Here is a 23,032-nt window from a genome sequence, read left to right as displayed (position 1 = left end):
AAACATTCAAATTAAATAGCCGATTAGTAAAAATGATATTTATAGGATATATTTGTTTCTGTAAAAATATAGAAACAATTTAAATTTGATAAATGAGCATGTTTAGATATTTTATAATAGCTTCATTTTCGTGTTTTGTTATGCATGCACAAAGTGGAGAAGATTTCCATTTGCAAAAAGCGGGGTTTGATAAAATATCCCTAAAGACAAAGAAGGATACAATTGTGTTTTTGATGTCTAAAAGTGAATCTAAAGTGCCAAAACCAACAGTTTTATTTGTTCAGGGTTCCTTGCCTTTACCAGTAATTTTTTATAATCAAGAAGTATCTAATTCTCTGATTCCGTTTAGTATTAAAGAGTATTCTGAAAAATTTAATTTTATCATTATTGCAAGAAAAGGAATTCCTTTAATCGGCAGTTACGATAAAGATGCAAACGGTTATCTTGATGCAAACGGAGAAGTACCTCTAGAGTATTTAAAAAACAATAATTTAGGATACAGAGTTAGTCAGGTACAATCGGTTATAAACTATTTATATAATGATAAAAGGGTCATAAAAGATTCCATCTTTGTTATCGGACATTCTGAAGGTTACAGAGTAGCGTGTAAACTAGCAGAGAGCAATACAAAAATTGCAAAACTAGTTTGTATGTCGGCAGATCCTTTTAATAGAGTAACCGAAAGCATTTTGCGTGAGAGAGTTAAGGGCTTTGGAACAAATAATGATGAAGCTTCTCAATTAGAAATTGATAATTTAATCGATGTTTATAAAAACATTCCAGTAAGTAAGATAACGTATAAGGATGATATAGATTTTAATAACTGGTTGAGTTATAACGAACACATGAGTTATGAGAGCCTACGAAAATTTAAAAATCCAATATTGGTTGTGTATGGATCGGCCGATATAGGTTCAGCACACAATGATTTACTACCTTTCTTATTACCAAAAAGTAATATAAAACTCAAAGCTTATCCTAACTACAGCCATAATTATGAAAAGAAAGAATTTGATGTTAACGGAAATCCTTTAGAGGATAGCTATCATTGGGATGAAGTATTTAAAGATGTAGTTAATTGGCTCACTTTATAATGATGAAAATTAATTTTAAGGTATAGACTTGTACTTCCAAAAAAAAAATGTAAAAAGAAAACATTCCTTTTTGCATTTTTTTATAAAATCTATTTTTATTGAATTACATCTTTAAGATAGATTTATATTCCGTTTGATTGTTCAAGACTCCAACGGCCTTTTTAATCTCCGAATTGTTCTTAATATAGTATTGATACAAACCTTCTTGATATTGGTATCTTTTTATTAACTCTTCTAGAATTAGATTCTTGATTTCTTTTTGGTTCTTGTCAAGCAAAGTAGTTTCGCTTTTTTCAAGAGCATTTAGTAATTGCTGATATTCTGAAGTAATCGTTTCGTCTATTTTTTCTTTTTTGGCAGCAGCTAAAGTATTCTTTAAAGCGACTTCCGTTTCTGTATCAAAAGTAATTTTATTAGTTTTTAAAAACTGTTTGAAGCTACTATAATCAGAATCAGTTATTGTTGGAATTTGAGTTCCAAGATTTGGATTTTTATAATAATAACTTGTTGCGTAGTCAAAAATACCATCGTTTTTCAATAAAGCATTGGTAATAGCGCTCAATTTAGTTTCGTCTAATTCGATATCAGGCATAACCCCACCACCATCATAAACAGTTCTTCCTTTTCTAGTTTTAAAAGCATTAAAATTTTTAGCATCCGTTTTTATAGCGACACCATTTTTGTCTTTATGAGCATAGTCTAGAGCCTGAATGCAACGTCCAGAAGGAGTATAGTAGCGAGAAATAGTTACTTTTAATTGAGTTCCATAAGTAAGATCAACAGAACGTTGTACCAGACCTTTTCCAAAACTGCGGCTTCCAAGAACAACTGCACGGTCTAAATCTTGTAATGCTCCCGAAACAATCTCAGATGCCGAAGCACTTCTTCCGTTAACTAAAATTGCTAATGGAATTTGAGTATCTATTGGCTCTTTGGTAGTTTTATAGGTATTGTTATGCTTTTCGATTCTTGATTTAGTAGTTACAATAACTTCGTTCTTCGGAACAAAAAGATTGCAAATGTTTACCGCTTCATTTAGGAGACCACCAGGATTTCCTCTTAAATCCAAAACAATCTGAGTAGCGCCATCGCGTTTAAGCTGTTCTAATGCATTTTGAGTTTCGGCAGAAGCTTTACGGCTAAAATGAGCCAAAACAATATAGCCAGTTTTAGCATCTATCATTCCAAAGAAAGGAACCGATTTAATATCAATTTCATTTAGAATAATATCAGTAGTATTTGTTTTTCCCTGACGTAGATACTTAATAGCAATTTTGGTGTTTTTAGCACCTTTAAGCAATTGTGAAGCATCGTCTTTAAAATCAGCAATTAATACATCACCAATCTGAATGATTTCATCGCCAGCTTTAAGTCCCGCTTTATCGGCAGGATAATCTTTATACTGTTCTTTTATAATTAATCGATCGGCTTTGCGAGTAATCAAGGCTCCAATACCTGTGTATTCTCCAGTATTGTTAATTTTAAAATTTATGACATCTTGCTCATTAAAGTAAACAGTATAAGGGTCTAAACTTCCCAACATACTCTTAATGGCTTTGTCCATTAAATCACCAGGATTGGTTTCGTCTACATAATTGGTATTAACAGCTTTGAATAAAGTTGTGAAGATTTCTATTTGCTTTGCAATTTCAAAGAAGTCATCCTTGAAACTGGTTCCAATGAATAAAAATGCAGCTGCAACAATAGGGATTATAATTTTTTTTTTGAAAAACGTGACCATGTTTGTGATTTATCTTAAATTTCAGAGTACTAAAATAAGAATAATTCAGCAACAATAACGTGAGTCTAGAGGGAAACACGATTTACAAGGTCAAAAGTTATTGAATAGTATCGTTTTGTAAATCTGTTTTTGGCTCAGGAGTAGGACTTGGGTTTATCTGAAGTAAAAATTTTTCAAACAACTGAACCGTTTTGGTGTTGATTTCGTTATAAGATAATTTGTCTTTTGTCTGATAAAAAAACATAAACGAATAGGGCTTGTCCAAATTATCAAGTAAAATGTGCTTGTTTAATCGGTAGGTTTCACGTAAAACACGTTTGAAGTAATTGCGATCAACGGCTTTTTTGAAATATTTTTTGGATACCGAAACCCCCATTTTTATTTTCTCATCTTGCTTTATATCACCAGAATAATAAACTAATCGCAACGGATATTTAGAAACTGATTTACCTTCAGAAAATAGTAGTCCAATTGTTGTTTTGCTTTTTAGGCGTTCGTTTTTTGGGTAAGTAAAGCTCATCTTTAAGTTTAGGAAAATACTGTGAATTATGCCACAAAGGTACAATTTAACAACTTACCTATTATTATTTGCGATTTAATTAGCACTAAAAATATATTTATTACTTTTGCACCTAATTTTTTAAGCATGCAAAAACTAATTTCATACCCTATATCCGTTGTTTATTATTTGTGTTTTGGATTTTGCTTAGCCATTTTCCATCCGATTCAATGGGTTTGTCTTAATGTTTTTGGATATCAAGCGCATAAAAAAAGTGTAGATTATCTTAATTTCTTTTTGATAAAATGTACAAATCTTATCGGTACAACTTATAAATTCGAGAATAGAGAGTTAATTCCGAAAGGAGTTCCTATTATTTTTGTCTCAAATCATCAAAGTATGTATGATATTGTGGCAATGATTTGGTATTTACGTCGTTTTCATTGTAAATTTGTAAGTAAGAAAGAGTTAGGTTCAGGAATACCAAGTGTATCTTTTAATTTACGTCATGGAGGTTCAGTCCTAATTGACCGAAAAGACTCTAAACAAGCCATTCCTGCAATTAAAGGATTATCTGAATATATTGAAAAATACAATCGTGCTGCCGTAATATTCCCCGAAGGCACTCGCAGTAAAACCGGAAAACCTAAAGAATTTGCACAAAACGGTTTGAAAATATTATGCAAATATGCACCATCTGCATATGTTGTACCAGTTAGTATTAATAACTCGTGGAAAATGGTAAAATTTGGCTTTTTTCCCGTGGGTTTAGGAAATCACCTTACCTTTACCATTCATAAACCGTTAGCAGTTAAAGATTATGATTTTGCAACGATTATGAATAAGTCGGAAAAGGCTGTAGTAGAAGGAGTTAAAATTTAAATTATATAAAATGTCTATAAAGAACATTCGATTAGAAGTAATGCAGTTTTTAGAGAAAAACGTGGACAGTTTCGTTGAACAGTATTTAATACCGGTTGAAAAGATTTGGCAGCCGTCAGATTTTTTACCCAATTCTGAAAAAGATACTTTTTTTGAAGAAGTAAAAGAACTACGCGAAATAGCCAAAGATTTACCATACGATTTTTGGGTAACTTTAGTAGGTGATACTATCACTGAAGAGGCTTTGCCTACTTATGAATCTTGGTTAATGGATGTAGAAGGTATTGATCAAGTTGAAAATGGTGGGAACGGTTGGTCTAAATGGCTCAGACAGTGGACAGGTGAAGAAAATCGTCATGGTGACTTACTAAACAAATATTTGTATTTGTCTGGTCGTGTGAACATGCGCGAGATAGAAATGACTACCCAACACTTAATCAATGATGGTTTTGATATCGGAACAGGAACAGATCCATACAAAAACTTTGTATATACTAGTTTTCAGGAGCTTGCAACTTATGTTTCACATAACAGAGTGGCACAAATGGCTAAGAAATATGGAGATAACAAATTATCTAAAATGTGTAAAATGATTGCTGGTGACGAAATGCGTCATCATCATGCATATAGCGAATTTGTTACGCGTATTTTTCAAGTAGATCCTAGCGAAATGATGCTTGCTTTTCAATATATGATGAAAGCAAAAATCGTTATGCCTGCACACTTCTTGAGAGAATCTGGACAAAAAATAAGTTCTGCTTTTGAGCAATTCTCTGATTCCGCGCAGCGTATAGGAGTATACACAGCTAGTGATTATGTTGATATCATGCAGAAGTTAATTGAAAAATGGGAGATTGACAAAATCGGTGGTCTTACAGATGAAGCTGAAAAAGCCCGTGATTATTTGATGAAATTACCAGGAAGAATGGCTAAAATTTCTGAAAGATTAATTATTCCTCAAGAATCACATATCTTTAAATGGGTAGAGCCAGCAAGACTTTAAGTTTAAGATTTCTAAGTTTAGGGTTAAAATTTTAAATTGAATTTCAACTTTGAAACAGAACTTTAAAAAATATAAATATTTATGTTGATTGTTAGTGTTTTAAAGACTTTAATAATCAACATTTTTATTTAAAATAGGATTTAGATTTAACCTATCTGTTTTAAATCCGCTTAATCTGAATAATCTGTGTGCTATTTTTAGTCTTGCAGAGAAGCATTAATTGAATACATGAATATGAATAATTTGGACTTAATAAGCAAAACAATCGCTTTTGTAAAAGAAAAGCTAAATGATGCCGAAGGTGGGCATGATTGGTTTCATATTGAACGAGTATATAAAAATGCACTTTTAATTTCTAAAAACACTCCTTGTGATGTCACAGTGGTGAAATTAGGGGCTTTGTTGCATGATATCGCCGATAGTAAGTTTCATAACGGAGACGAGACTATTGGGCCTAGGACAGCACGGTTATTTCTGGAATCAGAGAATGTATCCGAAGAGAATATAGCACATGTTGTAAAGATTATCGAAAACATATCATACAAGGGAGGAAATTTTGAGAAAAAATTTAGCTCTATCGAATTGGATATCGTACAAGATGCAGATCGTTTAGATGCAATTGGTGCAATTGGGATTGCAAGGGCATTTCATTATGGAGGATTCAAGGACAGAACTATCTACGATCCTAGTATTGCTCCGATTACCAATATGACTAAAGAAGAATATAAAAAGAATAACGCGCCAACAATTAATCATTTTTATGAGAAATTATTGTTGCTTAAAGATAAAATGAATACAGAAACTGGAAAACAAATCGCCGCAGAAAGACATTATTTTATGGAAACATTCCTTTCTCAATTTTATGCTGAATGGGAAGGGGCTAAATAGTAGTTAGTTTCTAATATCAGTTTTAGGCATTTGTATTATGTTTTTAGTTATGTAAACGATAAAAAATAAATGCTTTTAAGATTCAGAAAAAAGAGAGCCAAAGTTTATCAATTAACTTTGGCTCTCTTTTTTATTCTTTGATGCTGTATAGTATTTTTTGAAAATCAGCTTTGTATTTGTCTTTGTCCTCTAAAGATGACCAAGATAAGACTTTATAATAAGCAGTTTTGGTTTCTACAATCCCAACATGGTAGTAAATACTATTATTGATTTCTTTATCAAAATAGCTTGCATCAGACTCTATAAAGTTAATATCGCCTTTTTTTGTTGATTTTAAATTTGACACCGTTCTTTTTTCTTCATCTTTTAAGAAATCTTTGATGAAGTCTTCATAAAAATCTGTAATAGAAGTGTAATCCATACTCAGAAGTTCTAATTGTTCTTTGATATCGAAAATGACTATTCCGTAAATATTTTTCACTTCGTTTTTATATTGTATCGCTGCAGAGTTGTTTAAGTCGACAGTTTTTTTCATGTAATCTGGTAAACTTACATTAAATGTATGTCCAGCTTTGTACTCTTTCATGGTGCTTTGAGCAAAAGTTACAGTACTCATTAAAAGAGAGACTATTAATAATAAAGATGTTACGGTAGTTTTCATTAAGTAAAATTATTGGTTTGAATTATTAATTCATTTTGTTAGGTAAAAAATATATTCCTATTTGTTTTTAGACAATACCTTTCTCAATCATCTCCAGCATTACAGGAGATGCATTTTTAAATGTGGGTGCTTGTTCGATAATACTTCCCACATTTTTTTTGTTCACTTTAAAAGTAATATCGGCGACTGTTGTAAACAATAAAGCGGTTAGAAATGGATTTTTGATATAAGGAGCTAGTACAATAAATGCTTCGTCAAGTGTGTGGAAACTTTCTATTTCTTCAGTTTTATAACGTGCAGTAAGAGAAACACCATAAGTAGTATCGTCTTCGTTTATGACAAGGCGAATATATATGTTCTTTAGTTCAGTATCACCAATTGTTTTGGCCAATGTTAGTTTAGCAAAAGTTCCGCTCTGGATACTTTTTTTTACTTTTAGCCAAAATTCGTTTAATATGGATTCGTAAGACATGATATTATTTTAATATTATTTTTGTGGTTTAGGATTTATTCGTAAAGTACGTGATGCTTTGCTTAAATTTTCTCTACAAACTAAGCATAAAAGCTTATCGTTCTTTGCAGTTAAGAAACCTATTTCCCAGTAAAAACAGCTTTTCTTTTTTCTAAAAATGCAGTAGTTCCTTCGATGAAGTCTTTAGTTCCGAAGCATTTTCCGAAAGATTTTATTTCTACCTCGTAACCGTTTTTTCCATCTTTATAATTAGCATTTATAGCTTTTATAGCTTTAGAAATAGCAATTGGAGCATTCTTTATTATTTTTTCTGCAATACCATTGCAATAAGTGATTAGTTCCGCTTGAGGGACTACGTGATTAACTAATCCATATTGTTTTGCTTCTTCTGCGTTAAGCATTCCTGCAGTCATAATCATTTCCATTGCACGACCTTTACCGATAAGTTGAGGTAAACGCTGTGTTCCGCCATATCCTGGTATAAGACCTAGAGAAACTTCAGGTAATCCCATTTTTGCATTATCAGATGCAATTCTGAAATGACAAGCCATTGCTAATTCTAATCCGCCACCAAGAGCAAAACCGTTAATAGCAGCAATAACTGGTTTTTTAAGGTTTTCGATAAAATCAAATAATTTTTCTTGACCATCGGCAGCCAAAGCAGTTCCTTCTTCGATAGTATAATTAGCAAATTCTGAAATATCGGCTCCAGCTACAAATGCTTTTTCGCCACTTCCAGTTAAAACAATCACACGAACATCATTGTTTTTAGCTAATAGTTTAAAAGCTTTCTGCAAATCATTAATTGTCTTTTTGTTCAAAGCATTAAGCTTAGTTGGACGGTTAATCGTAATTGTTGCAATTTTCTCTTCAATTGAGATTAGTATGTTTTCGTAGTTCATGATACTGTTGTTTTATGAATTTGTAATTGGTAATGTAACCGTAAAAGTGGTTCCTTTTCCGTATTCTGTTTCAAAGGTAATTGTTCCTTTATAATTTTCGATGATGTTTTTTATAATTCCGAGCCCAAGACCCATTCCGCTGTTCTTAGTGGTGAATTTTGGTTCAAAAACACGATCAATATCTTGTTTTTGTATTCCTACTCCATTATCTTTTACAGTAATTTCAACATTGTCACTCTTTCGTTTTACTGTAACCATAATCGATTTGTTGTTTTGAATTTCAGGAATAGCTTGAGTAGCATTTTTAACCAAATTGGTGATAATTCGGATAAGCTGTGTTCGATCCATTTTCGAAATTATTTCCTCTTCATCGCTTTGAAAAATAAGATATTCTTCATTAAAAATATCCAAAGAAAGCTCCACAACTTCTACAACATTTAATGTTTCATTTTGTTGAGCAGGCATCGAAGCGAAATTTGAAAATGCTGAAGCTACAGCAGTCATAGTGTCTATTTGCTGAATTAGTGTTTCGGAATAATCATTTAGTTTTTGTTTAACATCAGGAGCTGTAGGATCAAATTTTCTTTGAAAACTCTGTACTGTTAAACGCATTGGCGTAAGAGGGTTTTTAATTTCGTGTGCTACTTGTTTTGCCATTTCTCGCCAAGCTTCTTCACGTTCGCTTTGAGCTAGCTTTATGGCGCTTTTTTCAAGCTTTTCCACCATTCCGTTGTAAGACTTGATCAAGAAATTAATCTCCTTGCTACTCGCTTCTAAAACAATCATTTCATTTTTCTGATTCAGATTGGTTTCACTTAGTTTATCCGAAATGGTTTTTAATGATTTGGTAATATAGGTTGACAAGAAATACGCCAATGCAAATGCTACAATCAGCATAAACGAATATACTTGACCCAAACGAATCAGGAAAGTATTCAATTCATTCTCATAATAGCCATCATCTTCTATATACGGTAAGTTTAAGATACCAAGGGGCTTGAATTTTTCATCTTTAATCAAACTATAAGAAGAACGATTTTTTATACCGTCTTGGGTTTTTATATCTACAAAACGTTTTTCTATAGAAGAACGTACTAGTTTTAAAATGTATTCAGGGATTGGCGGAGAGACTTTATCAACTGCAAAGGATTCTTTAGATGATTTTAAAAGTTCTCCTTTAAGGCTATAGATATTAATTTCGATATTATGAATTTGAGCCAATTCATGAATCTTATCTTTAAAAATCAAATCTAAGTTAGCCGTTTTTAAAGGATAGGTTGTTGTAGACAGAACATAGTTGATGTGTTCTTTTACAGCATTTTCTTTACGTTCTAAACGCTCTTGATGGTATTCTTTCGCCTCATTCTTAAATTGAATAATAGAAATGGAAGCCAGTAAAACAGAAGCAACAATAATCAATAAAATCATCGAAAGGAATATCCTTACACGCAACGAAAGCATTGACATTTTGAAGTTCTTGAGCATAAATTTTTGTTTTCTTTGTTTCAAGTTTCAGGTTTCAGATTCTGTTGCGATTGGCAACTTGAACTCTGAAACTTGAAACTAAAAAACTATTTTTTCTCTCGTATTCTTTTGTAAAATTGAAATCCCAGCATAATTAAAACAGAGAATAATATAATTCCAATGACACCATAAATCCAGTTTACAGCATTTTTTAAAACAACCAAGAACACTACTGAAAACAAGATTATTGTTGCACCTTCATTCCACAAACGCATGAAATTAGTGGTGTATTTTACATTGTCATTTTGCAATTGCTTGAATATCTGATGACATTTTCCATGATATAAATATAATAAAAATACGAAGCAAAGTTTTACGTGCATCCATGGCATCTGTAACCAAGATTTACCCAAATCGGTAAAAAATAACATCCAAAAAGCAAATATACTTGTCAAAACTGCTGATGGCCAAGTAATAATATACCACAATCGATACGTCATTATCTTGTATTGTTTTTGCAAAATTTCTTTTTCTGGAGATGGTTTGTCATTGGCCTCAATTTGATAAACAAACAACCGAACGATATAAAACAATCCAGCAAACCAAGTGATTACAAAGATGAGGTGAAGTGATTTTAGGTAATTGTAATATTCCATAAAATGTATCTAAAAGAGTTTTCTAGTTTTTATTTTGCCATTCTTTAATCCAATTACTTACCGTTACGCACCATTCATCATCATCATTTAAACATGGAATAGCAAGGAACTCTCCACCACCATTTTCTTGAAAATCTTCTTTAGCACGCATGGCAATTTCTTCTAATGTTTCTAAACAATCAGAAACAAAAGCAGGAGTTACAACTGCTAAATTTTTGATTCCTTTACCGGGCATTTTATTAATTTCAACATCGGTATAAGGTTCAAGCCATTTGTCACCAGCTAAGCGTGATTGGAAAGTTAAACTATATTTATCAGCAGGAAGTCCTAACAATTTCACAACTTGTCTTGTGGTTTCATAACATTGGTGACGGTAGCAAAAATCATGTGCTGGAGATGGTGTACTACAACAAGAACCATCAATTTTGCAATGTGATTTTGTTATGTCTGTTTTACGAATATGACGCTCAGGAATTCCGTGGTAAGAAAATAATAAATGATCGTAATCAAAACCAACTAGATTTTTTTGGATAGAATCTGCAAGGTTTTTAATATAATCTGGTTTATTGTAAAATGCAGGAACATCAGTGAAAGTCATTTGTGGGAATTTCTTTTTACGAATCTCTTCAGCTTTAACTAAAATAGTCAAAGTCGATGCCATTGCATATTGAGGATACAACGGAAAAAGTAATACTTCAGTAACCCCTTTTTCATGTAATTCTTGTAACCCTTTTTCGATTGTCATAGTACCATAGCGCATCGCTAGTGCAACAGGAATATCAACTAGAGGCTGTATTTTCTTTTGCATTCTTTCAGAAAGAACAACAAGAGGAGAACCTTCATCCCACCAAATTTTTTCATAAGCATGTGCTGATTCTTCTGGTCTTTTTCTTAAGATGATTCCACGAACTAGTAATGCTCTCAATAAATACGGAACGTCAATTACGTATTTATCCATTAAAAATTCATCTAAATATGGTTTTACGTCTTTTGGAGTTGGACTTTCAGGGGAACCCAGATTTACTAATAATACGCCTTTCATTGTTATTTTATTGCTTTAGGCTTTAAGCGCTAGGCTTTAAGCGTTTGATTGTTTGAATTTTGTTCAAAAGTATATATTCTTACTTTTTGTTAAATTGTGATTAACTATTTTTTAATTATTGTTTGATATATAAAATTGATATTGATTTTAAATATTGGTATTTATCGACATCAAATATTTTTTTGGAGTGGTTGCAAACTTCTTTTTAAAAGCAGCAATAAAATGACTCCCAGTGCTATATCCTATTTTCAGGCCTACTTCGTTTACATTATAAGAACCGCTGTCTAGTAATTTTCGAGCATAATCCATTTTATAATCAAATAAAAAACCATAAACAGTATCGCCATAAATCTGTTTGAAACCCATTTTTAGCTTTTTCAAATTTAAACCAATTTCATCGGCCAATTCTTGTAAACCTGGTGGTTCGGACATATTGGCAATAATAATTTCTTTGGCTTTTCGTATTTTTAAAACATTGTCTTCATCGATTAAAAAAGGACATTGTTCGGCATTTGGATCTTCTGTTCTATTAAAATATAAACTCAATAATTCATATCCTTTGCCTTTGTAATACAGGTTTTTTATAGAGGGATGTAGATTATAATGAAATAGCTGACTCAGGACAATTGCCATTGATGGACTAATGTTTCCTTCGTTATAATATTTTTTATCCTTGTTATCAGCACTCAAAAAAGTAATGTAATCAGCTTCGGTAGAGAATAATGCATGAAATTTCTTGATAGAAACAATTACAGATATAACCCAAGAATTAGGAGCGAGTTCTAAATGAAGCGGTAATTCTTTTTGAGGGTTATATAAAAGTAATGATTTTTCTTCTTGTAGTTCCAAAGCATAATTGCCTTGGTTGAACAGAAATTTTGCTTTTCCTTTTATACCAAAGTGAAACTGTATCAGGCCGCTACCGATTTCTCGCTGGGCATTAAATGCGTCCGAACTGTCATTCTGGAAACGAATAAGCGTAAAGTCGTCTTCAATTTTTATAATTTCTTGAGAACTCATAGCGATATTTTTTTTTGTTAAAAATGAAATTTAAAGCAAAATATTATTTAGAACAGCTCTAAATAAAGCAATTCGAAAGACTTGATTTTGCTACAAAAATAGCGTTTTTTACATAATTACAACCAATTAGAATTAAAAAAACACATAGCGACACAAATAGTACTTTGAGCGTTACTTTTATAAATAGTATAATGATAATTTTGTTGCACTTTTATGACAAGGGTATCTATGGAAAATAATAACATATCGAAACATCACTATTTTTATTCAGTTGGACTGAGCTATAAAAAAGCTGATGCTGCGATTAGAGGTAAGTTTAGTTTAGACGCTGATGCAAAAATGCGCCTGCTGGAACAAGCCAAGAATGAGGGAATTGAAAGTTTAATAGTTACGTCTACATGTAATCGTACCGAAATATATGGGTTTGCCGAGCATCCTTTTCAACTTATAAAATTGATTTGCGAAAATAGCAATGGCTCTATCGAAGAATTTCAAAGAGTAGGTTTCGTATATAAAAATCATGAGGCAATTAATCATCTCTTTAAAGTAGGAACAGGTTTAGACAGTCAGATTCTGGGAGATTTCGAAATTATTGCTCAAATAAAATCAAGCTTCACACAATCAAAATCTTTTGGTTTAGCCAATACTTTTATCGAAAGATTAATAAACGCAGTGATTCAGGCAAGTAAAAAAATTAAAAATGAAACCGAAATAAGTTCAGGAGCCACTTCGGTATCTTTTGCTTCGGTTCAGTATATTATAAAAAATGTAGAAGATATTGGTAACAAAAATATCTTGTTATTTGGTACAGGTAAGATTGGAAGAAATACATGTGAGAATTTAGTAAAACATACTAAAAATGAACATATTACTTTGATAAATCGTACTAAAGATAAAGCCGAAAAACTAGCTGGGAAATTAAATCTAATCGTAAAAGATTACTCAGAGTTACATCTTGAACTACAAAAAGCCGATGTTGTTGTTGTTGCAACAGGAGCGCAAAACCCTACAGTTGATAAAGCAATCTTAAATCTTAAAAAACCTTTATTGATTTTGGATTTATCGATTCCTAAGAACGTAAATGAAAATGTAGAAGAACTGGAAGGAGTTACTTTAATCCACATGGATTATTTGTCACAGCTTACAGACGAAACACTAGAAAATCGTAAAAAACATATTCCAGCTGCCGAAGCGATCATTGAAGAAATTAAGGAAGAATTTGTAACCTGGACCAAAGGGCGAAAATTTGCACCAACTATCAATGCTTTGAAAGAAAAACTGAACGCAATAAAAAAATCAGAATTAGATTTTCAAAGTAAAAAAATAGCCGATTTTAATGAGGAACAAGCTGAAATAATCAGTGCGAGAATTATTCATAAAATCACAACTCATTTTGCTAATCATCTTAAAGATGATGATACTATGGTAGATGAAAGTATTGAATGGATTGAAAAAGTCTTCAAAATTGGAGTGAGCGCAAAATAAAATTTTAACTATTACGAGATTAACAGAAATTAAGCTTTGTGTTATAAAGGCAGTCCTTACTATTTTAATGGTAAAAAAATAAAACAGTGGTTTTAAAAAACAGAAATGGCAGACAAAATTATAAGAATTGGAACTCGCGATAGCGAATTGGCACTTTGGCAAGCGCATACAGTCGAGAAAAAGCTAAACGATTTAGGATATAAAACCAAGATTATTGCAGTTAAATCGCAAGGAGATATATTACTGGATAAACCACTTTACGAACTGGGAATCACAGGAATTTTTACCAAAACACTAGATATTGCCATGATTAATGGCGAAATAGATATCGCAGTGCATTCTATGAAAGATGTTCCTACGGCTCTACCAAAAGGGATTGTTCAAGCAGCCGTTCTAGAAAGAGCCAACTCATTGGATATTTTAGTTCATAAAGGTAATCTGAATTTCTTAAATGAATTAGCTACTATTGCAACAGGAAGTTTACGTCGCCAAGCGCAATGGTTAAACAAATACCCAAATCATAAGGTAGTCGATTTACGTGGAAACGTAAATACGCGCATGCAAAAATTAAAAGATAACGATTGGAGCGGGGCTGTTTTTGCAGCAGCAGGACTAGAAAGAATCGGTTTAAAACCAGAAGATTATATTAATCTAGATTGGATGATACCTGCACCAGCTCAAGGAGCAATGGTTGTTGTTGCAATGGAAAGTGATAATTTTTCATTGGACGCACTAACGCAATTAAATGACATCGAAACAGAAATAGTTACCTATATCGAGCGTCAGTTTTTAAGAACATTAGAAGGAGGTTGTTCAGCGCCAATAGGAGCTTTGGTTCAATATAATGAAGAAGAAGATACGCTTCATTTTCAAGGCGTTTTATTTTCATTAGATGGAAAAGTTAAAATTGAAATAGATAAGACTGTTCCAATTGAAGAATGGAAAAAATTAGGTTTTAATATGGCGCAGGAAGTTCTTGGGAATGGTGGAGCTGAATTGATGAAAACGATTAAAGAATCTCTAAAAAAATAATGGCAAAATCAATTCAAATATTATCTACAAAAATACTTTCGAGTATTCAGAAACAAGAATTACAAAAAGCAAATATTGATTTAGTTGAAGTAAATTTCATCGAAACTCAAAATAAACCTTTTAAGATTCAAGACATCAATGAAAACTTGATATTTACAAGTCAGAATGCGGTTCATAGCGTTTTATCTGATCCGAAATCAGAAGAATTGAAAAGTAAAAATGTCTTTTGTGTTGGTTTAAAAACTAAGATTCTATTATCTGAAAGCGGATTTAATGTTATAGCTTATACTGGTTACGCCGCAGATTTAGCTGAAATAATAACTCTGATTTATGCCAATGAAAGTTATACTTTTTTTAGTGGAAACCTTCGTAGAGAAACCCTGCCAAAAGCATTAAAAGATGCTGGGGTAAAATTGAATGAGATTAAAGTATATGAAACTACCTTGACACCTCAAAAAATTAATTCAAAAGTAGATGGAATCTTGTTTTATAGCCCATCTGGAATTGAAAGTTATCTGAAAGACAATACGATTAAAAATGAAAAATGCTTTTGTATTGGAGAAACCACGGCAGAAGCATTAGAAAAAATTACTAAAAACATCATCATCGCGGATCAACCAACTGTTGAAGATGTTATTGAAGATGTTTTACACGAATATAAATAAAACTTTGCAAATCTATCACTTTGTAGCTTTGCAGCTAAAATAAAAACCATGTTAAAAAACGACCTATTTTTAAAAGCATTAAAAGGAGAAACAGTTCAACGTCCGCCAGTTTGGATGATGCGTCAGGCAGGAAGATATTTACCAGAATTTATCGCTCTTCGTGATAAATATGACTTTTTTACTCGTTGTAAAACACCAGAATTAGCTGCAGAAATAACTGTACAGCCAATTCGTCGTATTGCTCCAGATGCTGCAATTTTATTCTCGGATATTTTAGTAGTTCCACAAGCAATGGGAATTGAAGTATTGATGAAAGAAAACTTTGGTCCGTTTTTACCAAATCCTATCCGTACGATGCAGGATGTTCAGAGAGTTTATATTCCAGACATTCAAGAGAGCCTTGGTTATGTAATGGACGCAATTAAATTAACAAAGGAAATGCTGAATGATGAGGTGCCTTTGATTGGTTTTGCAGGTTCACCTTGGACAATTTTTTGCTATGCTGTAGAAGGAAAAGGATCAAAGAGTTTTGATACTGCAAAAGGATTTTGTTTTTCAAATCCAGCGGCAGCACATACATTGTTACAAAAAATTACAGATACAACTATTTTATACTTAAAAGAAAAAGTAAAAGCAGGAGTTGATGCTGTTCAGATTTTTGATTCATGGGGAGGAATGCTTTCACCTGTTGACTATCAAGAGTTTTCATGGAAGTATATGAACCAGATCGTTGAAGCTCTGGCTGATCATGCACCAGTAATTGTTTTTGGAAAAGGATGTTGGTTTGCTTTAGGCGAAATGGGTCAAAGTCGTGCTTCGGCATTAGGAGTTGACTGGACTTGTTCAGCAAGAAACGCTCGTTACTTATCAGGAGGAAACATTACACTACAAGGTAATTTTGATCCATCAAGATTACTTTCGCCAATTCCAACCATTAAAAAAATGGTACATGAAATGATTGATGAGTTTGGAAAAGACAAATACATTGTAAATTTAGGTCATGGAATTTTGCCACATATTCCTGTAGATCACGCAAAAGCATTTATTGACGCAGTTAAGGAATACGGGAATTAACGTTTAGATTTAGTTTTCAATCACAGTTTTCAGTTTACACTCTCCTGCAAGGCTTTTTTAACCTTGTAGGAGTAAACTGGTATAGTTACTTATGTTGGACAAATCACAAGGTTTTAGAAATGTTGTCGTAAAAAATTAAAAAACATGCTAAACAAAGGACTACGAGACGAAGAAAGTACCCGAATAGACAATATGCTAAAAGTATTGATGTCAATTACTTTTTTACCTAAGTTTTGGAATATTGAAGACACTAGCCTCATGGACAATGAGCTTAAAAATTTTGGTTTAAGTGTAGAAAGTTTAGATAATCTTGATGAAAAAGATTTAATAACACTTTTGGTTAGATGTCACTTAGATTGGAATCAATTAGAGCTATTTGGAGATTTTCTAGTTAAATTCTCTATTGTTGAAAATTATAATTTTTCAGGAAAAGCAATTGCTATTTATGAATATGTTCAACAAGAGAGCAAGACTTTTTCATTTGGAATCATTAGCAAAATAGCTTCTGCAAAAGCAAATTTGTAATTCATAACAAACGAGAATGTATAAAACAGAAGACTTCCAGATAACAATCTTAACTTTAAAGGATGCAGTAAGTCTTCATGTATTAATGCTTTCAAATGCAGAACGATTTAAAAGATATTTTCCTAAAACACTTTCTAAAAATTTAACTCTTGAAGCTTCAGAAAGATATATTTTAGAAAAAAATAATGAGATCCAATCTAATTCTGAATTTACTTTTGCAATTAAAGAAAACAAAACAGATAAGATAGCAGGATTAATTATTATTAAAAAATTGAATTGGGAAACCAAACAAGGAGAACTTGCTTATTGTATTGGCGCAAAATATCAAGGAAAAGGGTGGGTGTCAGCTACAGTAAGCCAAATTTCAAAATATGCTTTCAATGAATTACAATTGAAAACATTACAAATCATTTCTTATAAAACGAATTTCAAAAGTATTAAAGTCGCAGAAAATTGCGGTTTTTTATGGAGAAGAACATTAGTCAGTGAATTTACTCCAACAAATGAACTTACGTTAGATATGGAACTATACGAATTAACACAATGAAAGAACAATTTTATAAATACATACAAAGCCTTCAAGACACAATAGTTTCAGGATTAGAAGCGGTAGATGGTCAAGCTAAATTCCGTGAAGATATTTGGAAACGTCCAGAAGGTGGCGGAGGAAGAACTCGTGTAATCGAAAATGGAGTAGTTTTTGAAAAAGGCGGTGTTAATATATCGGCAGTTCATGGTAAATTACCAGAAGCTATGCAAAAAATGTTTAATGTAGGCGAAGCCGATTTTTTTGCTTGCGGATTAAGTTTGGTCTTACACCCAAAAAATCCAATGGTTCCTACGGTACATGCCAATTGGCGTTACTTCGAAATGTATGATGAGAAGGGAAATGTAATTCAGCAATGGTTTGGTGGCGGACAAGATTTAACGCCTTATTATTTGTTTGAAGAAGATGCTAAACACTTTCATCAGACTTGCAAAATAGCTTGCGATAAGCACAACCCAGAGTTTTACCCAAAATATAAAAAGCAATGTGATACTTATTTCTGGAACGCACATCGCAATGAAGCTCGAGGAGTTGGAGGACTATTCTTTGATTATTGCAAAGAGACTGATGAAAGGAGCATGCAGGATTGGTATAATTTTGTTACCGAAGTAGGAAATAGTTTTTTAGAAGCTTATGTTCCAATTGTTGAAAGAAGAAAAAATCTATTATATACTGATGAACAAAGAACATGGCAAGAAATCCGTCGTGGTCGTTATGTTGAGTTTAATCTGGTTCATGATAAAGGGACTTTGTTCGGTTTAAAAACCAATGGAAGAATCGAGAGTATATTGATGAGTTTGCCTCCACATGTGCAATGGGTTTACGATCATCATCCCGAAGCAGGAAGCGATGAGGAACGATTAATAAATGTGTTAGAAAATCCAGTTGATTGGATTTAATATATTGACCACAATGTTTTATTTTTAATACATAGAAACGTAGATTTAAAATTGTAATTTAGAGTTGTTTTAGTATTAAAAATAAAATAATGAATTTAAAACTGATTTATATTATTTTTTTTGGAAGCTTTTTGGGATGTTTTGCTCAAGATTATTCGCTGCAAAATCCTTATTTTAAATCGTATAATGATAAAGTTACTGCCAGTATATACTATTTGGATACTTCTAATAATTTCCAGATTGGTTTTGATTCTCAAGGACAAAAAAAATACATTGATCTTAATCCAAACCAAAGAGAACAGCTAGGGGTAAGTTTAAGCTATAAATTTATAGATGTCAGTTTTGGTTTTGCACCGAAATTTTTTGAAGTAAACAAAGACAATTCAAATTCTAAATTGTTTAGTTTTAACACCCGTTTTTATTATAAAAAATGGATGCAATCTTTTACATTTATTAATCAAAAAGGATTTTATGTCAGTGAACCAGGCATTTCTGTGGATTTTCCTCAAATGCGTTCTACAAAAATTGGCGGAACAACATCTTATATTTTTAATGAAAGGTTCTCTTATAAAACATTAGTTAATCAAAAGGAATGGCAGACTAAAAGTTCAGGAAGTTTTATTCCAACTTTTTCGTTTTATTATACCAATCTTAATTTAAACAATGAGTTAGATTCTTCTAATGGTGATATTTATGTTTTCTCGTTAGCACCTTCTTATTTTTATAATTTTGTGATTAGTGACCGCGTTTTAATTGGAGCAGGAATTGCCTTTGGAGCCGGAATAAATGACGTTGACGGAGATGTTTCTGCTTTATATCAATTAGATCTTAATTTAAAGATTGCTTACAATACAGATCGGTTTTTTGCTTATGCAAGTTTAAATACGCTTAATTTTCTTCAGAATGATGTTGCAGAAGCACAACTGAATGATAATATATCAACTCTAAAATTCAGTATTGGATATCGATTTAATCCTCCCAAGAAGATTAAGGAGGTTTATGATAAGGTAAATCAAAAAACAGGCTTGTAAATATTTAAAATGCCAGTCCATATTTAAAACAAATTATTATGAAAAATAGAGAAAGGTACATTGCACAATTAAACCGTATGCATTCGGGGAAAGGATTTATTGCTGCCTTAGATCAAAGTGGTGGAAGTACTCCAAAGGCCTTATCACAATACGGAGTACAAGAAAATAGTTATACAAATGAAGAAGAAATGTACACACTTGTACATGAGATGAGAACTAGAATCATTAAAAGCCCTGCGTTTGATCGTGAACATATTCTAGGTGCTATTTTGTTTGAAAATACAATGAATCGCAAAATTGACGATCAATGGACTGCTGATTATTTGTGGGAGAAAAAAAATATAGTTCCTTTTTTAAAAGTTGATAAAGGACTCGCTGACCTTGCAAATGGAGTACAGCTGATGAAACCTATTTCTAATTTAGATGAATTGTTAACACAGGCTGTAGATCGAAATGTTTTTGGAACTAAGATGCGATCTGTTATTAAAGAAGCAAATGCCAAAGGTATTAGTGAAGTAGTTGAGCAACAATTTACAGTAGGTTTGCAAATTTTCGAAAAAGGACTCATTCCTATTATTGAACCAGAGGTTGATATTTATAGTATTGATAAGGAAAAATCAGAAGAAATTCTAAAAAAGGAAATTCTAAAACAACTTAGCTTACTTGGCAAAGAAGTCAAAGTTATGCTAAAATTGTCCATCCCAACTGTGAACGATTTTTACAGTGAACTAATGTCTAATCCAAATGTATTACGTGTTGTGGCATTGTCTGGAGGATACGCTCAAGAAGAAGCCAATCATAAATTGGCACAAAATCACGGATTGATTGCAAGTTTTTCACGTGCATTGTCTGAAGGATTAACAGTAGGACTATCAGACGATGATTTTAATACTAAACTAGGTAAATCAATTACAGCCATTTATGCAGCTTCTATTGCATAAGATAAATCATAAATCAGTATTGTATAAAAAGGGAGAGAGGCACCGCCTCTCTCTCTTTTTAATTTAATCAAATCTAGATTATTTGCTAAGTTGTTCTACAAAGTCTAGTGTTTGCAGAATGATGTTTTTATTCGATTTTAATGAATTTAATCGTAATTCAAATTTCAGTTTATTATCAATCAGTTTTTTCGAAGATTGAAGTGTAACATCGCTAAACTGTGTTGCAAATTGGTCGATTTTTTTAATATCTGTTGTTTTTGTTTCAGCAGTATGACTATATGCATTAGAAATTTCAGGAATATTAAGCTTTGCTACAAAGTAATTTTGCTTTAAGTCTTTTTTTACTTCCTTAATAAAAGATCCGTTATTGGTGTTAAAGTATTCATGAGAATTTCCAATTACAATTACATCATTGTCTTTAAGAATAAACAAATCACCGTATTCTCCTTTAGTTCCGGTGATTTCGTAATAATTTCCTTTTTGGACTAACAATTTTTTACGAATTCCTAACTGTATAAGTTTGTCGCCAAATGTTGGATGCGTTGAGGTAAAAACCACTGAAAAAAGCGGAATTGATTTCTTTACTTTTTTCTCAACCTCTATTTCCTCATAATTATCGTCATATTCGTATGATTTTGTCATTACCTCTGTTTCCTTGATATCGTGTAAGAACATGCTTAAATCGCCATCAAAAAGAGTTGCAGTGGCTTCTTCATCGACTATTGTCGAAATAAAATCAGTTACGATGCTCATATCATCTTTTGTTATTGCAGCACTGCTTAAAATCTCAGCTGTTAAAGTAGGAAAGTTTTTTAATGCCTCTTTGGTGTTAACATGATAGCTCATATAACCCAACGGTTTCTTGTCAGGGAAATAATTATAAATGCTTTTATTGATTTTTCGATTAGCTATTTTGTTCACAATATCAGCCATAGGCTTAGAATATTCAATAATCTCTTCTACACGAGCATTGTCGTTATCAAAATAAAAATCCAGATTGATTCCTTTTACAAGATTTCCCCAGTTTTTTTGAGAAGGTAAGAATCTATTATAAGTAGTAAACTGAGATAAAGTAGCATAAGCATCATAAAAAGATGACATAGCTGCGCTGTAATTAATCCAAGACGAAATATCTGCAGTAGCATTTATCTTGTCAGTAGATGGAGTAGTAAAACCTTTTTCAAAAAGAGATTTGATAAATATATTTCGTTGTACGGATTGCAAACTATCAAAAGCAACACGTCCTTGTTCATACTCTGCGTAATAATTATCGGTATAAACAGCCGTAGAGTCAATAGTTTCTTCTATTTCATAAGGGGTTGTAACGTCAACAGGATCTTCATCTGATACTTCATCAACAGTGATTTCTTCCTGAATTTCTGGGATATCGTATAGATTAGTGCTGTATTTTTTAGTAAACCCAACAATTACAAAGTAATTATCGTTCCATGCTAAAGTGCTTTTTTTATCTGCAGCAGTTATTAGAGAATATAAAGGAAAATGTTCAATTGTAGCTGTCGCAATAGAATCGGTATCTTTTTTCGCATGCAGTTTCTCCATAAACTGTTTAATATCATTCCTGTTTTTAACAGGAATTGTAACTTGGTAATACGGAATACTATCTGTAAAACTTCCGTGAATGCTAATTTTTTCGTCTAGTTTAAAAAGATTTGGATATTGGTTGATGTCGTTATCAGGTTTGCCTTCAGAGTATTTGTTGATTAAAGGATGATTTAATACATCCATTATATTTACTTTTTTAGAAAGTTGGTCGCCATTAAATTGCACAAAATAATCATATGGTTTTGTATTGGTTTGACTATTGGCTAATAAAGTTGTTAATAGAATGAAATAGGTGAAAAAATGCTTCATAAATTAGGGAGTTAATTGGATTGTATTATTCATTAAAGATGATTTTTTAAGTACGCTATACATGCTTTGTTTTAAAAAAACGGTCTTTTTGTTTTTTGATATTTTACTATTAGGATTATCTGTGGTTGCAATATCACGGTCAAAAGTGTAAATAGATATAATATTGGCTTGTTCTAAATCTTGTTTTTTCTTCGGGTCTTTTACCAGATTTTCAGGAACTGGATAAGAAGCAATTCTTTCAAAACCTTTTGTGTTACTGCTAAAGTGTATTTGATTACTCTGATTGTTTATGGTATTTACGACAGCATTGAGCGCTTTTAGATTTGAGTAATTGAGCTTGATAATAAAAATATAATTTCCAAAATCGGTTTTGGTGTTTACGTTTGTAATTCCATCAATTTTTAAAGCTTTTGTTTTAAAATCGGCTAACTTCTTAGTGATTTCTTGTTCATTTGGAATTTTTACACCATCGACTTCCTTAAGCCAAATGGCTGATTTTGTCTTGAACCATGATTTTGAAAAATCAACCATAAGAGTATATTCACCACTTTGGTTATCATGGTGTTTGATTCGTTCTGTTATCTCAAAACATCCTGTTAAGAGTAGACAACAGCATAAAACGAGAAATTTCTTCATT

24 protein-coding genes are annotated in these 23,032 nt (G+C 32.0%); 13 read left to right on the top strand and 11 right to left on the bottom strand.

From position 1 onward, the window contains the following. Positions 1 to 92 precede the first annotated feature (92 nt). Positions 93 to 1,094, top strand: coding sequence for a hypothetical protein (locus IUY40_RS15000; RefSeq protein WP_195737677.1), 1,002 nt, complete (start codon positions 93 to 95; stop codon positions 1,092 to 1,094). Between the two features lie 103 nt (positions 1,095 to 1,197). Here the strand turns inward: IUY40_RS15000 and IUY40_RS14995 are convergent, their stop codons facing one another. Both IUY40_RS14995 and rnpA read right to left on the bottom strand, forming a co-directional pair. Then, positions 1,198 to 2,835: a S41 family peptidase gene (locus IUY40_RS14995; protein WP_195737676.1), complete on the bottom strand. Its 1,638-nt coding sequence runs from the start codon at positions 2,833 to 2,835 to the stop codon at positions 1,198 to 1,200. 97 nt (positions 2,836 to 2,932) lie between these two features. Next, positions 2,933 to 3,355 (bottom strand): ribonuclease P protein component, encoded by a 423-nt coding sequence (rnpA, locus tag IUY40_RS14990; RefSeq protein ID WP_195737675.1) that lies wholly within the window; start codon positions 3,353 to 3,355, stop codon positions 2,933 to 2,935. Positions 3,356 to 3,481: 126 nt separating this feature from the next. Here rnpA and IUY40_RS14985 point away from each other — a divergent pair, with 126 nt between their 5' ends. The 3 genes from IUY40_RS14985 to IUY40_RS14975 all read left to right on the top strand — a co-directional run bounded on the left by IUY40_RS14985 (position 3,482) and on the right by IUY40_RS14975 (position 6,107). After that, positions 3,482 to 4,216, top strand: coding sequence for a lysophospholipid acyltransferase family protein (locus IUY40_RS14985; protein WP_195737674.1), 735 nt, complete (start codon positions 3,482 to 3,484; stop codon positions 4,214 to 4,216). 10 nt (positions 4,217 to 4,226) lie between these two features. Beyond that, positions 4,227 to 5,219: an acyl-ACP desaturase gene (locus IUY40_RS14980; RefSeq protein WP_195737673.1), complete on the top strand. Its 993-nt coding sequence runs from the start codon at positions 4,227 to 4,229 to the stop codon at positions 5,217 to 5,219. Positions 5,220 to 5,453: 234 nt separating this feature from the next. Then, positions 5,454 to 6,107 carry an HD domain-containing protein gene (locus IUY40_RS14975; RefSeq protein WP_195737672.1) on the top strand — a complete coding sequence of 218 codons (654 nt, stop codon included), beginning with the start codon at positions 5,454 to 5,456 and terminating at the stop codon, positions 6,105 to 6,107. Positions 6,108 to 6,237: 130 nt separating this feature from the next. Here the strand turns inward: IUY40_RS14975 and IUY40_RS14970 are convergent, their stop codons facing one another. The 7 genes from IUY40_RS14970 to IUY40_RS14940 form a co-directional block, all read right to left on the bottom strand. After that, the gene (locus tag IUY40_RS14970; RefSeq protein WP_195737671.1) at positions 6,238 to 6,768 is read right to left on the bottom strand and encodes a hypothetical protein; all 531 of its coding nucleotides are present in this window, start codon (positions 6,766 to 6,768) and stop codon (positions 6,238 to 6,240) included. 67 nt (positions 6,769 to 6,835) lie between these two features. Next, on the bottom strand, positions 6,836 to 7,240 hold the full coding sequence (locus tag IUY40_RS14965) for a hypothetical protein (protein WP_195737670.1): 405 nt from the start codon (positions 7,238 to 7,240) through the stop codon (positions 6,836 to 6,838). Positions 7,241 to 7,359: 119 nt separating this feature from the next. Continuing rightward, positions 7,360 to 8,142, bottom strand: a complete 783-nt coding sequence (locus IUY40_RS14960) for an enoyl-CoA hydratase-related protein (protein WP_195737669.1) — start codon at positions 8,140 to 8,142, stop codon at positions 7,360 to 7,362. Between the two features lie 12 nt (positions 8,143 to 8,154). Continuing rightward, on the bottom strand, positions 8,155 to 9,570 hold the full coding sequence (locus tag IUY40_RS14955) for an ATP-binding protein (protein ID WP_195737724.1): 1,416 nt from the start codon (positions 9,568 to 9,570) through the stop codon (positions 8,155 to 8,157). Positions 9,571 to 9,713: 143 nt separating this feature from the next. Continuing rightward, positions 9,714 to 10,262 carry a CopD family protein gene (locus tag IUY40_RS14950; RefSeq protein ID WP_195737668.1) on the bottom strand — a complete coding sequence of 183 codons (549 nt, stop codon included), beginning with the start codon at positions 10,260 to 10,262 and terminating at the stop codon, positions 9,714 to 9,716. 22 nt (positions 10,263 to 10,284) lie between these two features. Continuing rightward, a complete protein-coding gene (gene hemH / locus IUY40_RS14945; RefSeq protein ID WP_195737667.1) occupies positions 10,285 to 11,304 on the bottom strand; it encodes a ferrochelatase in 1,020 nt (339 codons plus the stop codon). Positions 11,305 to 11,451: 147 nt separating this feature from the next. Beyond that, positions 11,452 to 12,324, bottom strand: coding sequence for an AraC family transcriptional regulator (locus IUY40_RS14940; protein WP_195737666.1), 873 nt, complete (start codon positions 12,322 to 12,324; stop codon positions 11,452 to 11,454). Positions 12,325 to 12,552: 228 nt separating this feature from the next. Between IUY40_RS14940 and hemA the strand changes: the two genes are divergently transcribed. From hemA to IUY40_RS14895, 9 genes are all read left to right on the top strand, one after another. After that, entirely contained in the window at positions 12,553 to 13,809 is a 1,257-nt protein-coding gene (hemA, locus tag IUY40_RS14935; RefSeq protein WP_195737665.1) for a glutamyl-tRNA reductase, read from the top strand. A 105-nt stretch (positions 13,810 to 13,914) separates the two neighbouring features. Then, positions 13,915 to 14,841, top strand: coding sequence for a hydroxymethylbilane synthase (gene hemC, locus IUY40_RS14930; RefSeq protein ID WP_195737664.1), 927 nt, complete (start codon positions 13,915 to 13,917; stop codon positions 14,839 to 14,841). Beyond that, positions 14,841 to 15,506: a uroporphyrinogen-III synthase gene (locus IUY40_RS14925; RefSeq protein ID WP_195737663.1), complete on the top strand. Its 666-nt coding sequence runs from the start codon at positions 14,841 to 14,843 to the stop codon at positions 15,504 to 15,506. The genes hemC and IUY40_RS14925 overlap by 1 nt, the downstream gene beginning before the upstream one ends. Before the next feature lie 48 nt (positions 15,507 to 15,554). After that, entirely contained in the window at positions 15,555 to 16,580 is a 1,026-nt protein-coding gene (gene hemE / locus IUY40_RS14920; protein WP_195737662.1) for a uroporphyrinogen decarboxylase, read from the top strand. Positions 16,581 to 16,724: 144 nt separating this feature from the next. Next, positions 16,725 to 17,105 carry a hypothetical protein gene (locus IUY40_RS14915; protein ID WP_195737661.1) on the top strand — a complete coding sequence of 127 codons (381 nt, stop codon included), beginning with the start codon at positions 16,725 to 16,727 and terminating at the stop codon, positions 17,103 to 17,105. 16 nt (positions 17,106 to 17,121) lie between these two features. Beyond that, positions 17,122 to 17,652, top strand: coding sequence for a GNAT family N-acetyltransferase (locus IUY40_RS14910; protein ID WP_195737660.1), 531 nt, complete (start codon positions 17,122 to 17,124; stop codon positions 17,650 to 17,652). Further along, the gene (gene hemF, locus IUY40_RS14905) at positions 17,649 to 18,551 is read left to right on the top strand and encodes an oxygen-dependent coproporphyrinogen oxidase (protein WP_195737659.1); all 903 of its coding nucleotides are present in this window, start codon (positions 17,649 to 17,651) and stop codon (positions 18,549 to 18,551) included. The genes IUY40_RS14910 and hemF overlap by 4 nt, the downstream gene beginning before the upstream one ends. Before the next feature lie 89 nt (positions 18,552 to 18,640). Then, positions 18,641 to 19,582 (top strand): DUF4421 family protein, encoded by a 942-nt coding sequence (locus IUY40_RS14900; RefSeq protein ID WP_195737658.1) that lies wholly within the window; start codon positions 18,641 to 18,643, stop codon positions 19,580 to 19,582. 38 nt (positions 19,583 to 19,620) lie between these two features. Continuing rightward, positions 19,621 to 20,523 carry a fructose bisphosphate aldolase gene (locus IUY40_RS14895; RefSeq protein ID WP_195737657.1) on the top strand — a complete coding sequence of 301 codons (903 nt, stop codon included), beginning with the start codon at positions 19,621 to 19,623 and terminating at the stop codon, positions 20,521 to 20,523. Between the two features lie 78 nt (positions 20,524 to 20,601). Here IUY40_RS14895 and IUY40_RS14890 read toward each other — a convergent pair whose 3' ends face one another. Then, entirely contained in the window at positions 20,602 to 22,395 is a 1,794-nt protein-coding gene (locus IUY40_RS14890) for a hypothetical protein (protein ID WP_195737656.1), read from the bottom strand. Positions 22,396 to 22,398: 3 nt separating this feature from the next. Then, on the bottom strand, positions 22,399 to 23,031 hold the full coding sequence (locus tag IUY40_RS14885) for a hypothetical protein (protein WP_195737655.1): 633 nt from the start codon (positions 23,029 to 23,031) through the stop codon (positions 22,399 to 22,401). Position 23,032: the final 1 nt, after the last annotated feature.

The organism is Flavobacterium sp. ALJ2 (assembly GCF_015594725.1).
GTDB lineage: Bacteria > Bacteroidota > Bacteroidia > Flavobacteriales > Flavobacteriaceae > Flavobacterium.
This window is presented reverse-complemented; position numbering and strand designations above follow the sequence as displayed.